A 12,512-nucleotide genomic window follows, 5' to 3' on the forward strand; every position below is an offset into this window, starting at 1 on the left:
AAACTGATCAAGCTCAACATAGGCGACCCGGTTAAATTTGACTTCGATGCCCCAGAGCACATGAAAAAGGCATACTGTGAAGCTATTATGGAAGGCCACAACTATTACGGCGATAGTGAAGGTGATACGGAGCTTAGAGAAGCTATAGCCGAGCGCGAAAGGAAGAAAAACGGCATAGACATAACTGCCGATGATGTCCAAGTGACAGCGGCCGTTACTGAGGCGCTCCAGTTCCTCTTTGGAGCCCTCATCGACGGCGGTGAAGAAATCCTCATCCCCGGCCCAAGCTATCCCCCGTATGTTGGCTTGGTCAAGTTCTATGGAGGCGTTCCTAAGGCGTATAGAACAATTGAGGAAGAAGGCTGGCAGCCTGATGTCGACGACATGAGAAAGAAGATTACCGAAAAGACGAGGGCAATAGCAATTATAAACCCAAACAACCCCACCGGTGCACTCTATAAGAAGAAGACGCTCAAGGAAATAATAGATTTGGCCGGCGAATATGAGCTGCCCGTAATAAGCGACGAGATTTATGACTTAATGACCTACGAAGGAAAGCACGTTTCTCCAAGCTCACTCACAAAGGATGTGCCCGTTATCGGAATGAACGGTCTCTCAAAGGTCTACTTTGCAACGGGCTGGCGTTTGGGATACATGTACTTCGTCGACCCGGAGAACAAGCTCGCTGAAGTGAGGGAGGCAATTGGAAAGCTCGCGAGAATAAGGCTATGTCCAAACACTCCAGCTCAAAAAGCAGCCATAGCTGGCCTTAGAGGTTCAATGGACTATCTCGAAGAATATATGGCCAAGCTCAAAGAAAGGAGGGACTACATCTACAAACGTCTCAATGAGATGCCGGGCATAAGCACCCAAAAGCCGGAGGGAGCGTTCTATATCTTCCCGAAGATTGAGGAAGGACCATGGAAGAGCGACAAGGAATTTGTCCTCGATGTGCTCCACAACGCCCATGTCCTGTTCGTCCACGGTTCCGGCTTCGGCGAGGGTGGCGAAGGCCACTTCAGGTCAATATTCCTAGCACCCGTCGAAGTCCTCGAGAAGGCTATGGACAACCTCGAAAAGTTCATGAAGGAGAGGCTCAAGTGAGCCTCATCTTTTTAAAAATTTTATGCTTTTCTCCAAATCTTCAATCCGCTTCATCTCCAAGCCCCATGTGGCCCTTCGTGGTAGGAGCTTGAGGATTTTTTCCCACTGGATATTCCCTTCGCCAAGAGCAAGATGTGAATCGCTTTTTCCATCATTATCATGGAGGTGGACGTGGATTATCCTATCTCCTAAGGTGTCGATAAAATGATTGAACTCTCCGTTGACTGTGTTCAAGTGCCCAACGTCAAAGGTAACGTATAGGTCAGTCCCATCGAGAAATTCGGACATTCTCTCAACAGTTTGTCCGTCCAAAATAGGAAACGTTGGCATATTCTCCAGACCGACCTTAACATCGAGCCTCTGTGCAATTTTATCTATCTCCTCGAGAGAGCGCTTGTGGACTTTCTCGTATGCCTTAGGAAACCTCCCGCTCAACGGGGAGCGGTGACCGGGGTGTAAGACCACGAGGAGTGATCCCATGTTCTGGGCGATTTTGAGGGTTTCGAATATTATCTCCAAGCTTGTCCGCCTTATGCGCTCGTTAAGTGAGGCTATGTTTACATCGCTGAAAGGAGCGTGGATAATGCTCTTCAATTTATAGCTCTCGAGTGATTCGAGGTGGAGTCGGTAGTTATGCTCGTCTAAAACGTGGTAGCCTTCGTTAACGATTTCAACAAAGTCAAGCCCATCAACTTTGGTGAGCTTGTGCAGGGCTACTCCTAAACTTTTATCCGCCAGGCATGAGGTTGATGCTCCGAGCATTCTAAACACCTATCATTGCTTTTGCAAGTAATACAACATAGATTGTTCCAAATATATCACTGTTATTCGCTATGAGGGGAATGGCTACATGATCCGGATCAATGTTCCTGGAAAACAGAAAATAGGAGATAGTATAGGCATAGAACATTATAAAAAGCGCCATGAATGGATAAGTCAAGGCTATTAGATATGCCGAATGGGGAATGGGTGTGTTGGTGGTTAACTTTACAAGTGCTATGCCTATGAGGAGCTTTGAGGTCCCTATTATAGGAGTCGTTGTAAAAAGGGCAATGATATCTGTTAGCGATCTCCAGCATAAAAAGCGCTCAATTTCTCCAAGATGGAGCTTGGTGGAGGTTTTTGCCGCTACTATGGAACCATAGTTCCCAAAACTGCTAAGCAGGGAGGGATATATAAAACTCAAGATAACGGAAGCTTGGATTACCCCGCTATAATGAGCCAAAATTGAGCCGGATATAGTCGCTAGGAGTGCAAGAGCAGTTATTGTTATAAAAACCTGCTTGAGTTCGAGAAGTTCGCTCTTTCTAACCCTGCTTATCCCAACCAGCAGGAAAAAGAGTATCAAACAGAGATAGTTGAATATGCGAAATCCCGATGGAGAATACCCAACCAGGAGTATGAAGAGTACGAGAGAAGGAACAGTAAGAAAATCACCCATGGAAGCCACTAAAGGGGCGGCTATGCTATCGGGGTCTGTACCTCTCTTAAATGAAAAAATTGTCACAAATGACGTGAAATATCCCAGAATGAATGAGACGAGTATTGTGGACGTGACAACTACTAAAAGCACATCCACAGCATTTTTCTTAATACCCTGAACGACTCCGATAATCCAGAGTATTAAAATAGGGATCAGAGAGATGAGCATTCTGAGGACTATCTCCTTAAGGACTTTTTTATCTCTCAGGGAAGGTTCTAGATCGCCCAAGTACAGCATGGTGGAAAAGCGGGATGCCATAGAACCAAAAACATTGCCCCGGAGCCCCATTATCCCCGGGAGAACCACTAGGAGGCCCGGGAATTCCTTTCTAATTGTCTCAAAGTACTTACCAAGAAAAGTTCCTCCAAATAGCCCGAATATCTGGGACGTAAATAATGATGGTAGGGTAATTCTGTAGGCTTCTACGATTTTCTTTTTCAGCTCGTGAAGGACTACCACTGCTATCACTCTCCATTGCTGCCACCACCGTGCTTTTTATCGAGTTAGGTATGCCAAATATGGTATATAAGTTTTCCCATCGAAAGTCAGGTGCTGTTAGGATAAGTGTGGGTTTGGTTTTATCCTCTTTTGCGAATTATCATGAGCGTTTCTCTTACCCTGACAGTATCGAAAGTCAGATACTGTTAGAATAACAATTGTAGTTCCGCCAATAGTTGCATTAAGGAGACATCAAAAACACTCTAATCGCATCTTCACTCATAAATCAAACCCCCATCCCGATGGCATCGAAAACTAAATAAGCCTAAATGATAGTCCCTTTAAATGGTGGAAGCAAGGTGGAAGAATGGGAGGAGTACGAGTACAAGCCAAAAAGCGTTAAGGAAATTTTCATTGAAATGAAGAATACTGCAGAGTTTATGGTAGATTTAGCCTATTCTTCAATCCTCTTTGGAGAGGAGGACCTGGCTGAGGAAGTTTTGGAGCTCGAGGAATACCTCGACATGCTAAACTACCATCTGATGGTACATGCAGTGCTGGCAGCCAGAAACCCAAAGGACGCCGAGCAGATAACATCGATACTCCAGATGGCCCATGCCATAGACGATATATCAAATGCCGCCGCCGACCTTGCCAAAATGGTTCTCGATGGCATAGAGCTTCACCCAATCATAAAGGAGGCAATCCTCGAGAGTGAGGAGGTTATAGGAAAGGTCATAGTCTCCCCGGACTCAATCCTCGTTGGAAAAACCCTGGAAGAGCTGGATCTGGCTAGTAACACAGGCGTATGGATAATCGCGGTAAGGAGAGGTAAAAGATGGATATTTGCACCCGACGGAGACTTCAAAATTCTTGTGAATGATGTCCTGATAGGGAGGGGAACTCAAACATCAATCGACTCCCTGAAGGAGATTTCAAGGGGTATTATCAAGGTGATAGGCAATGAGTGAGCTTGAGGAGATTAAGAACTGTCTCGTCGAAATGAAGGATCTATCCTCTCTCATGGTTGATCTCGCCTTCTCATCCGTTATGTATAACAGCGAAGATATTGCGGAAGAGGTCTACCTATTGGAGGAGCGCATGGACGAGCTGACGCTTAAGGTTAAGAAACTCGCTTTAAAAGCTGCCAGAAAGGAGGAAAAACCCATAAAACTGCTGAGCGTCATAGACATGGCGAATATAAACGAACAGATTTCGGATGCCGCTTACAAAATATCGGATCTAATCCTCAGGGATGTAGAGCCACACCCAATAATTCATAGTATAATGGAGGACACCGAGGAGGAGCTCGGCAGAGTTAAGGTAGAAAAGGGTTCCATTCTTATAGGCAAAACATTAGGACATCTCAAACTTCCAAGCAAAATTGGAACGAGAATTCTGGCAATCAAGAGAGGAACGAGATACATATACAACCCCGGAAAGGACGACAAAATTGAAGAGGGAGACATTTTAATAGCTGTAAGCTCCGACCTCGATAAGCTCAAAGAGCTTGCGGAAGGGGATTAATGTCTCTTTCTGTTCGTGCTGCCTTTTATGTCCTCCTCTTTAACTAAACCTCTTGCATAGGAGCAGAGCTCTTTTAGAGGGCATTCTTCACAGCGAGGGTTTATGGGACGGCATATCCTCTTTCCGTGATCAACCATTGCATGGTTTACGTAAATCCACAGGTTCTTTGGGATGAGCTCCCTCAGATATTCCTCAACCTTTTCGGGTGCAATCCTTGGCGGAGCCAACCCAAGGCGCTTGCTTATCCTGTTAACATGAGTATCAACGGGGATGGCTTGATAGCCAAACCCATATGCTAGAACAATATTGGCGCACTTTCTGCCAATTCCAGGAAGCTTCATGAGCTCCTCAATATTGTCAGGAACTCTTCCTTCGTACTTTTTGAGAAGGATCCTTGAGGTTTCAACAATCCATCTCCCTTTGGTTTTCCACAATCCCACTCCGTTCTCCTTAAGGAGCCTCTGAATTTCCTCTATTTTCGCACTGGATATATCCTCGATTGTGGGATATCTCTCAAAGAGAACTTCGCTGGCATGATCGGTTGTCTCGTCCTTTGTCCTCTGGGATATTATGCACCGGATGAGGGTAAAATAGGGCTCTCCCTGCAGGATCTTCCTCCTTGGGTACATCTCCATGAGTTTCTTCACGATTTTGAAAGCTCTATCTCTCTTTCCATCCCAGCTTTCGTTAAATGTGAAGCGCTCAAGGGAGAGTGATGAGTGTGAGTTCTTTGCCATGGAGCACCGCCACCGTATTTTTAACAACATTAACTTTTTTAAGGTTTTCAAACTTTTGTTTATAAATTTTGTGCCCATTATGGTTTAAAATCAAAACCTCATCATCAAAAACCACGATGAAGCCATCCCGGAAGGTTAGCAGGTCTTCAGCCTCACTTCCAAGGTCAAGTCTGATTATCGAAAGTTCCTGGCTTAAAATCTCAATCTCGGTATTCCTCCTCACCCTGAGAATTTTGGGCTCGGAGTACAGAACCTTAAATTTAAGGGGCTTTCCCAGGAGGTCAATATCTATCGTCTCGCCCTCTTTGATTTCCCGTCCCCTAAGCTTCTGTCTCAGCACTTCAACAAAATCCCCCGGAAGCTCTGCTTCAAAGAGGGGTTTTAAAATCAGCTTCATCCAGCCCACCATGGAGCATTGATCTCACGAACATAAATTTTTTGCGGTCATCTTAAATGTCTATAAATATCTATCAGGGAGTAGAGCCATAGAACAACAGCTCCGAGATAGAGGGAGAGTATGAGGATTGATAAAATATCCAGTGTCTCCTTATGTATGAACCCCCTCAGCCAAGAATAGCCCACGAGAAGCCATGAAGATATGAGTGTTGGAGTCTTCGTCGATGATGAAAGCCCGGGCAGGAAGAGAATGGTATTCATAATGACAAAAAGAGCCAAAAGCGTTCCCACGTACAGGAGCCCCATGATGTGATCAAAATGATTGTATAAAACAACGAAACTCGCAAGGATTGCCAGAAACTGAAACACAAATCTCTTTGTGAGTGCAAGAAAGCCTCCTATACTGAATGAATACATCATAAACCCTGGGCCGGTTAGGAGAAGCACGATCAGAATATTTTCCACTTCTTTTGATGAACTCATCATGCCACCTATGAACCCCATGCTTATCAAAATCCCCCCTATAACTGCTCCCAGAAGAGCCATTTTGCCCTGAACTTCATATTTCTCCAATTTCATGAAGAGTATTGATGTAAAGACTATTCCGAGGAGCGTTAGAACACCCCCAATGCTCATTATAATATAGTATTCGTTCATTTTTCCACCCCAAAATATCAGCTGCCAAAAAGGCACAGGTATGAGAAGAGCACTCCTTTCATAATTATTCCTCACTGTTCAAATCGTTATCATTGTTAATAAAACTTTCGTGCTTTTTTGGGTAAGATCATCTGGATAAGACCGCAAGCTTTATAAGTGATATATATCTACAGATATATCGGGTGATATTGTGGAGAGGCCGAGATACAGGGGATATCTGAAACTGCTCATACTGAGCCTCCTTGAGGAGAAACCCATGCATGGTTATGCCATCATGAGCAGCCTTGAAGAACACTTTGGGATTCCTCAACCCAGTGCGGGAGCTATATACCCCATACTTGCGAGTTTAAAGAAAAATGGACTCATAGCGATTGCGGGTAAGGGAAAGAGAGAAAAAAAGGTCTATCAGATAACCGATAAGGGAAAGGATTTTCTCAGAGCCCATGAAGAGGAGCTTAAAGAAATTCTGGAACGTATGGAGCTCTTCAAGGAGTTTGGCAGGCTGGGAGGAAAGGAGCTCGCAAAAACCCTTCGTATGGCAATAGAGACCCTTCCCGAGATGAGTGAGGAACAGAAAAAAGAGCTCTCACGGGAAATGAAAGAGTTCACGAGGAAGATTAAGCTCATAATGGTTGGAGGGGAATTAAATGAGTAATGCAATTGTGGTTGAGAACCTTGTAAAGAGGTATGGAGAGCTGGAGGCAGTTAGAGGTATATCCTTTAAGGTCAGGAAGGGTGAAATCTTTGCCTTTCTGGGTCCCAATGGAGCTGGAAAAACCACCACTGTTCACATGCTCACCACTCTTTTAAAGCCCACACAGGGAAAGGCTATTGTAGCAGGATATGACGTTATTAAAGAACCCCGGGAAGTTCGCAAGAAAATAGGGATAGTTTTTCAGGATCCCAGCCTCGATAGGGATCTCACTGCATATGAGAACATGTACATACACGGCAGGATCTACGGTTATGACGGGAAGGAACTTAAGGACAGGATAGATGAGCTCCTGAAGTTTGTGGAGCTTGATAGATTTAGGGATAAAGCCGTGAAAACATTCAGCGGTGGAATGCAGCGCAGGCTTGAGATTGCGCGTTCACTCCTCCACGAACCCGAAATACTCTTTTTGGATGAACCCACGATAGGACTTGATCCTCAGACCCGAGCTCACATATGGGAATACATAAAAGCAATGAAAGAGGAGCACAACATGACGATATTTCTGACAACACACTATATGGACGAAGCGGAGCAACTGGCGGATAGAATAGCAATTATTGATCATGGGAAGATCATAGCCGAAGGCACATCGGAGGAGCTCAAAAAACTCATAGGGAATGATGTGATCTACCTCAAACTCAACGCACCTGAGGAGGTTAAATGTCTCAACGCCGACTTTATAAGGGGATGCAAAATTCTCCAGGACGGGAGGGTTAGGATTGACGTTGTGAATGCCGCCGAGTCTCTTCCAAGACTCTTTGAACTCACTCAAAAGAATGGAATTAGGGTTCTTGAGGTTACATATCACAGACCGACACTCAATGATGTGTTCCTTTACCTGACGGGAAGGGAACTCAGGGAAGAGAGCGGTATGAAATTTAGGATGAGAATGAGGATGAGGAGGTGAGTCCATGAAGGCACTAACAACGATGGCATACAGACAGCTGAAGCGCTTTACAAAGGCCAGGTCTAGGGTTGCGGGAATGATAATAAACCCTCTAATATGGCTCGTCTTCTTTGGACTGGGGTGGAGCAAGGTCTTCAACTTCCCCGCGGCACGGGCAATATTTGGGGGTGTTGATTATCTAACTTTCCTCGCACCCGGCATATTTGCAATGACGATCTTCAATCAGAGCTTCATTGGAGGCATCAGCGTTATATGGGATAAGCAGTTCGGTTTTCTCAAGGAAGTCTTAGTGGCTCCGGCATCGAGAAAGGAAGGAATAGTGGGTAGGATCCTGGGAGACTCCATAGTAACTGTAATACAGGGCGCAATAATACTCCTTCTGACATTCTTCCTCGCGGAGAACCTTAAGATCAGCGGAATAATCCCAGCGCTTGCAATAGGATTTCTCCTCGCAATAGCATTCTCGGGATTTGGAGTTAGCCTCGCCCTAAGAATGGAGAGTATGGAAGGCTTTCAGATGATAATGATGGTTCTCATGCTGCCGTTAATATTCCTAAGCGGTGCAATGTATCCGATAGAGAGCATGCCGGAATGGATGAAGGCACTGGCGTATGTGAACCCCCTAACATATGCTGTTGATGGAGCTAGGCACTATCTAGTAGGAGAGAGCGTAACAAAATTCTCTCTCAGCATGGACTGGGGCGTTTTAGCGTTCCTCGCCGTGCTGCTGCTCGGGATAGCCATGATAGAATTTGAAAGGACAACAATAGAATGAGGTGATAACATGAAGAAAGAACGTTTAACTATGCTTTGCGTGGCGATTGCAGGTCTGATATTCATCCCCACAGTTTTCTTTAATGTCCCCATATTTGCCCTTGTTGGGGCCTTCTTTGACTGGCTTCCACTTCCAACGGGATGGATGAAGGCGGAGCGAGAGATACATCAGGGCTTCCTCAGGCTTCATGTGATAGTGACACTCCTTGCCTATGCCATTTTTGCGGCATGGCTGATAACAAGAACGGCAACCATAGGCTTTGCATTTCTTGAGGTCTGGTGGGTGGCGGTAATCTTCGGGGTTTTGATGGGGGAGTAAAGTATTTTTACATCTCCTCCTATTTTACCTGTGTGGTGAAAATGAGGATTGTAGATCTCTCCATGACTCTTTCCAAAGAGACCTCCACATATCCGGGCGACCCTAAAGTTGAGATAAAGCCCTGGGCGAGCATTGAGAAGGATGGCTACTACATGAATGCCCTTTCTTTTGGAGAGCACAGCGGGACACATGTAGATGCTCCTGCGCACTTCTTGCAGAATGGCAATGCTGTTGATGAGCTCTCCCTTGATCTGTTTATCGGGGAAGGCGTCGTCCTTGACCTGTGCAAAGGTGATGAGCTCCCTCAAAGGCTGGAAAAAAAGATTGTCCTTCTCCTAACCGCTGGCGGGGAGATAACCCCTGAGCTGGCGGAGAAGCTTGTGGGGCTCGGTGTTAAAGCTGTGGGAACCGACGGTGAGAGCATAGGGGATGAGCGGGTACACAAGGTCTTTCTCTCCCATGAGATTCCTATCTACGAGAACCTTCGAAACCTAAAAAAGCTCGTTGGGAAGCGCTTCACGTTTATAGGTTTTCCTCTAAAAATTGCAGGTGGCTCCGGAAGTCCGGTAAGGGCGGTGGCGATTTTGGAGGACTAAGATTTAATCCATGATAAGAGAGTAAAATTAAATGGATCTAAAAATTTTAAGACTTTAAGCGCTATTATTATGACCATCTGAGCTTGGAAGCGATTCGTTAAGCTAAATCCCCCCGCTCTCCCTAACCTTTCTCCTAACATTGGAATCTCTATCAGCAATCATCTTTAGTGCCTCTTCAAAGCTCATCCAATCAGGAACTTCCTCGTTTAAGTAAATGCCAGTCCTTCCTATTGAATCTCTGCGCGTGAGGATTTTAACGCGCTCCCCCACAAGCTCAATGCTCACCCCAAGGAGTTTTGCAACTTCGCTCTCCCTTCCAACGACTTCCTGCTCCATGTGTCCCTTTTCTGTTGGCACTATGAGAATGAGCTTTTTATTCACCCCGGGCACCCTTTCCTTCGTCTTCACGCCCCATATATCGAGCATCCCGCCCCACCTGTAAAATTCAAGCTCTCTGTCGTTTGGGTTGATTAGGGGAAAAGTAACCGTTGTTTCTTCGTCAATCTCAATGTGGCCCTTTATAAGGTGCCACGGCGTTGCCATAACTATTCTTCTCCTCAATATAAGCCCTTCCAAAGCGAGCTCAACCAAAAAGCTCGGCACTTTGTAGGGAATGATAATGTCTATATCGCTGTCTTTCCTAACGTCTCCACGGGCGATGCTTCCGTAAACGTGAGGGTCAAAGTCCTTAAGGCGTTCCATAATCTTTAGGGCCTTCTCCCGTTTCTTCCACAGAATAGCCCATCTCTTAGGGGAATACACCACCTCACGCTCGTCCCAGACTTTAACAACCTTTTCGCGGGGCATGTTCTAGAATATGAGCGGAGGGTAATTAGGGTTTTTGGTGTTTCTATTCGTTTTTTGCTTACTATTTTTAATAGTGTGCAAAATTTGCATAGAGAAAGTTTTTAAGTGGTTTGATGGTAAAGTATTGTGAAAGTCGTGGGGTGGCAAGATGGCGACTTTTGGATTATGGCGGTTTAAGTGGAACGGTTCGAATTACGAGTCAAGGATGAACGGGGCAACAGTGCAAGACTTTAAAAACAGGGGCTTCGATTACTTGATAGCTTTGGATGGTGAAGGGAATATGTCTAATTATACCGGAAATGGGTATAATGATGGTCGAGAGCTTGCAGAGTTTTTAAGCGATAAACTGAGTGGAATCCAGTATTACGCTCCAATACCCTTTTACCAGTATGGGGCAGGTAACAAGAACGCTAGAGATAATCCCCAGGGCAGTTTTGATAACTCTTACTGGCAAAAATGGATTGATGCATTTTTAAGTTCTTCCGATCCGAACCTGCTAGGATTTTACTGGAGTCTTGAAAGTGTGCTACAAACAACTACGGGATATGGTGCAGGTAAAGTGAGTGTGGGATTGATTGAAGGATTATCCCAATATGTTCGGGGGCATGGCTTTAAACTACTCTGGATACCTGCACTTGGAGGACGAACTGTGGATTATTTAAAGAAAAAATCAAGTTTGGGAGATGATCCCAGTATTGTTCAATATAACATTCGGCAATACTTTAATTACATCTTCTGCCAGCCAAATTACTATCAAAATTCAAGAATGACCCCAACGAATACACTCTATGAGTATAATGATCTTAAAAACATTGTAGATTGGATCTATGAGGGACAAATGTATATAGAGATGGAAGCAGATAAGGCAATTTTGGGCATACCAGAACACTGTAGGTGCGGAACTGGAGGGTGTTGCAAGGAGTATGCTTCTCATTACATCAAAGCGCAGAAGGATGTTTTAGGCAGTAAATTCTATCATAGAGCTTACTACTTCAGCACCGACTTGAGAGTAATTGACGAGATGGAAGATCACTGCCAGAACAATTTGGGGGAGCACTATGTTTAAACGTGTTTTCCTTGCCTTTTTAATCTTCTCCTCTCTGGCGGGCTTTGCTTCAGCTGACACCCTTTATCAGGTCGGGCTGGGAGATGGATTTTCCGTGTATACGGAAGTTTACACCAACGGGGAAAATGCTTTTATTGTAATCACTTACGAGACAATGACGTGGCCCGCACATTTAGGGCCGGTTTGTGAGGGTTTCTGGAATTACACTCTCGAAGAGAAGCCATTTAAATGCTACCTCCAGCTCTCCATCCCTTATTATAGCACATTCTATTTTGATGGGAAAAGCCTTTACCTTGTGGATCCTTTCCTAAAAAATTCCCCGAAAGCTCCAGGTATTTTATCCCATCCCCTCTTTTATCATCAGAACGATTCATGGACCATGGTCTTTTTTAAAGAAGAGCCGTTCATATCTTCCCTTGTCTGGCGCTTCGATGAGAATTGCGTTGATTATTTGGGTGTAGGGAACTATACAAGAGAACAGAGGAGCCCGATAACTGAGCCGGTTAAGGGGGTCTTGGAAAATGGAACCATAGTTTTTTCTAATGGTTCGCAAACGTATGTGATTCCCGTTGAAGAACTGGAACCCTATTTTAATGCCAACTTCACGGTAAAGTACTTAGAAGGCGTGTTCCTTGACGGTGGAATCGTATTTTATCCTGCGGTTTATCAGGGCATTTGGGGCATCACACCGGGACAGCATGATTACAGTAAGGTGGTTCTTTTTGGAGAAGAGGAGGGGGAAACCAAACTCTTAAACACATCAAGTTTGAAACCGTTTCCCTTATTCTTTTATGATGGAAAGAGCCTGAAAGTTTTTCGCATTTTCAGGATTGTTAAGAATGGAACATTGGAGGTTTTTGTGGAGAAGAACTTCTTTACTCATTGGCCTAAATGCATTTACAGGAACGTGACGATCACTATGACAAAAACTGTCACGATGACAACGACTAAAACCATAACAAAGACAAAGGAGCATACTAAAACCG

At 44.8% G+C, this 12,512-nt stretch carries 16 protein-coding genes; 10 read left to right on the forward strand and 6 right to left on the reverse strand.

The annotated features are described in order from the left end of the window. On the forward strand, positions 1–1,104 hold a 1,104-nt coding region (locus ACXJGZ_RS02485), incomplete at its 5' end, for a pyridoxal phosphate-dependent aminotransferase (protein ID WP_456398225.1). 3 nt (positions 1,105–1,107) lie between these two features. On the opposite strand, the gene ACXJGZ_RS02490 is transcribed toward ACXJGZ_RS02485, so the two are convergent. Both ACXJGZ_RS02490 and ACXJGZ_RS02495 read right to left on the reverse strand, forming a co-directional pair. Then, the gene (locus tag ACXJGZ_RS02490; protein ID WP_456398226.1) at positions 1,108–1,866 is read right to left on the reverse strand and encodes a sugar phosphate isomerase/epimerase family protein; all 759 of its coding nucleotides are present in this window, start codon (positions 1,864–1,866) and stop codon (positions 1,108–1,110) included. Between the two features lies 1 nt (position 1,867). Next, complete coding sequence (locus ACXJGZ_RS02495; protein ID WP_456398227.1) at positions 1,868–3,055, reverse strand: magnesium transporter; 1,188 nt, start codon at positions 3,053–3,055, stop codon at positions 1,868–1,870. Positions 3,056–3,384: 329 nt separating this feature from the next. Here ACXJGZ_RS02495 and ACXJGZ_RS02500 point away from each other — a divergent pair, with 329 nt between their 5' ends. Beyond that, a complete protein-coding gene (locus ACXJGZ_RS02500) occupies positions 3,385–3,996 on the forward strand; it encodes a potassium channel family protein (protein ID WP_456321629.1) in 612 nt (203 codons plus the stop codon). Further along, on the forward strand, positions 3,989–4,552 hold the full coding sequence (locus ACXJGZ_RS02505; RefSeq protein ID WP_456321630.1) for a potassium channel family protein: 564 nt from the start codon (positions 3,989–3,991) through the stop codon (positions 4,550–4,552). Before ACXJGZ_RS02500 ends, ACXJGZ_RS02505 begins: the two co-directional genes overlap by 8 nt. Here the strand turns inward: ACXJGZ_RS02505 and ACXJGZ_RS02510 are convergent. From ACXJGZ_RS02510 to ACXJGZ_RS02520, 3 genes are read right to left on the reverse strand one after another with little or no spacing between them, the layout of a single operon-like run. Beyond that, positions 4,549–5,289, reverse strand: coding sequence for an endonuclease III domain-containing protein (locus ACXJGZ_RS02510; RefSeq protein WP_456398228.1), 741 nt, complete (start codon positions 5,287–5,289; stop codon positions 4,549–4,551). The genes ACXJGZ_RS02505 and ACXJGZ_RS02510 overlap by 4 nt on opposite strands. Beyond that, entirely contained in the window at positions 5,255–5,698 is a 444-nt protein-coding gene (locus tag ACXJGZ_RS02515) for a DUF6849 domain-containing protein (RefSeq protein ID WP_456398229.1), read from the reverse strand. The genes ACXJGZ_RS02510 and ACXJGZ_RS02515 overlap by 35 nt, the downstream gene beginning before the upstream one ends. A 35-nt stretch (positions 5,699–5,733) precedes the next feature. Then, the gene (locus ACXJGZ_RS02520) at positions 5,734–6,342 is read right to left on the reverse strand and encodes a hypothetical protein (protein WP_456398230.1); all 609 of its coding nucleotides are present in this window, start codon (positions 6,340–6,342) and stop codon (positions 5,734–5,736) included. Between the two features lie 190 nt (positions 6,343–6,532). Between ACXJGZ_RS02520 and ACXJGZ_RS02525 the strand changes: the two genes are divergently transcribed. From ACXJGZ_RS02525 to ACXJGZ_RS02545, 5 genes are read left to right on the forward strand one after another with little or no spacing between them, the layout of a single operon-like run. Beyond that, positions 6,533–6,997, forward strand: coding sequence for a PadR family transcriptional regulator (locus ACXJGZ_RS02525; protein ID WP_293255203.1), 465 nt, complete (start codon positions 6,533–6,535; stop codon positions 6,995–6,997). Then, the gene (locus tag ACXJGZ_RS02530; protein WP_456398231.1) at positions 6,990–7,964 is read left to right on the forward strand and encodes an ATP-binding cassette domain-containing protein; all 975 of its coding nucleotides are present in this window, start codon (positions 6,990–6,992) and stop codon (positions 7,962–7,964) included. The genes ACXJGZ_RS02525 and ACXJGZ_RS02530 overlap by 8 nt, the downstream gene beginning before the upstream one ends. 4 nt (positions 7,965–7,968) lie before the next feature. Continuing rightward, positions 7,969–8,739, forward strand: a complete 771-nt coding sequence (locus ACXJGZ_RS02535) for an ABC transporter permease (protein ID WP_456321967.1) — start codon at positions 7,969–7,971, stop codon at positions 8,737–8,739. A 9-nt stretch (positions 8,740–8,748) separates the two neighbouring features. After that, on the forward strand, positions 8,749–9,057 hold the full coding sequence (locus tag ACXJGZ_RS02540; protein ID WP_456321968.1) for a hypothetical protein: 309 nt from the start codon (positions 8,749–8,751) through the stop codon (positions 9,055–9,057). 41 nt (positions 9,058–9,098) lie between these two features. Further along, the gene (locus tag ACXJGZ_RS02545; protein ID WP_456398234.1) at positions 9,099–9,653 is read left to right on the forward strand and encodes a cyclase family protein; all 555 of its coding nucleotides are present in this window, start codon (positions 9,099–9,101) and stop codon (positions 9,651–9,653) included. Positions 9,654–9,755: 102 nt separating this feature from the next. Here ACXJGZ_RS02545 and ACXJGZ_RS02550 read toward each other — a convergent pair whose 3' ends face one another. After that, positions 9,756–10,460: a nucleotidyltransferase domain-containing protein gene (locus ACXJGZ_RS02550; protein ID WP_456321969.1), complete on the reverse strand. Its 705-nt coding sequence runs from the start codon at positions 10,458–10,460 to the stop codon at positions 9,756–9,758. A gap of 148 nt (positions 10,461–10,608) precedes the next feature. Between ACXJGZ_RS02550 and ACXJGZ_RS02555 the strand changes: the two genes are divergently transcribed. Together ACXJGZ_RS02555 and ACXJGZ_RS02560 are read left to right on the forward strand one after the other, a co-directional pair. After that, positions 10,609–11,526 carry a DUF4855 domain-containing protein gene (locus ACXJGZ_RS02555; protein WP_456398232.1) on the forward strand — a complete coding sequence of 306 codons (918 nt, stop codon included), beginning with the start codon at positions 10,609–10,611 and terminating at the stop codon, positions 11,524–11,526. Then, positions 11,519–12,512, forward strand: a 994-nt coding sequence (locus ACXJGZ_RS02560) for a hypothetical protein (protein ID WP_456398233.1), incomplete at its 3' end; no start/stop codon positions are given. The genes ACXJGZ_RS02555 and ACXJGZ_RS02560, both read left to right, overlap by 8 nt.

The sequence above is a fragment of the Palaeococcus sp. (in: euryarchaeotes) genome, assembly GCF_053987695.1.

Bases quoted from the DNA above. Each gene is read 5' to 3' on its own strand.
- ACXJGZ_RS02555 (WP_456398232.1), top strand. From the start codon at position 10,609: ATGGCGACTTTTGGATTATGGCGGTTTAAGTGGAACGGTTCGAATTAC.
- ACXJGZ_RS02535 (WP_456321967.1), top strand. From the start codon at position 7,969: ATGAAGGCACTAACAACGATGGCATACAGACAGCTGAAGCGCTTTACA.
- ACXJGZ_RS02505 (WP_456321630.1), top strand. From the start codon at position 3,989: ATGAGTGAGCTTGAGGAGATTAAGAACTGTCTCGTCGAAATGAAGGAT.
- ACXJGZ_RS02540 (WP_456321968.1), top strand. From the start codon at position 8,749: ATGAAGAAAGAACGTTTAACTATGCTTTGCGTGGCGATTGCAGGTCTG.
- ACXJGZ_RS02520 (WP_456398230.1), bottom strand. From the start codon at position 6,342: ATGAACGAATACTATATTATAATGAGCATTGGGGGTGTTCTAACGCTC.
- ACXJGZ_RS02530 (WP_456398231.1), top strand. From the start codon at position 6,990: ATGAGTAATGCAATTGTGGTTGAGAACCTTGTAAAGAGGTATGGAGAG.
- ACXJGZ_RS02490 (WP_456398226.1), bottom strand. From the start codon at position 1,866: ATGCTCGGAGCATCAACCTCATGCCTGGCGGATAAAAGTTTAGGAGTA.
- ACXJGZ_RS02510 (WP_456398228.1), bottom strand. From the start codon at position 5,289: ATGGCAAAGAACTCACACTCATCACTCTCCCTTGAGCGCTTCACATTT.
- ACXJGZ_RS02545 (WP_456398234.1), top strand. From the start codon at position 9,099: ATGAGGATTGTAGATCTCTCCATGACTCTTTCCAAAGAGACCTCCACA.
- ACXJGZ_RS02550 (WP_456321969.1), bottom strand. From the start codon at position 10,460: ATGCCCCGCGAAAAGGTTGTTAAAGTCTGGGACGAGCGTGAGGTGGTG.
- ACXJGZ_RS02515 (WP_456398229.1), bottom strand. From the start codon at position 5,698: ATGGTGGGCTGGATGAAGCTGATTTTAAAACCCCTCTTTGAAGCAGAG.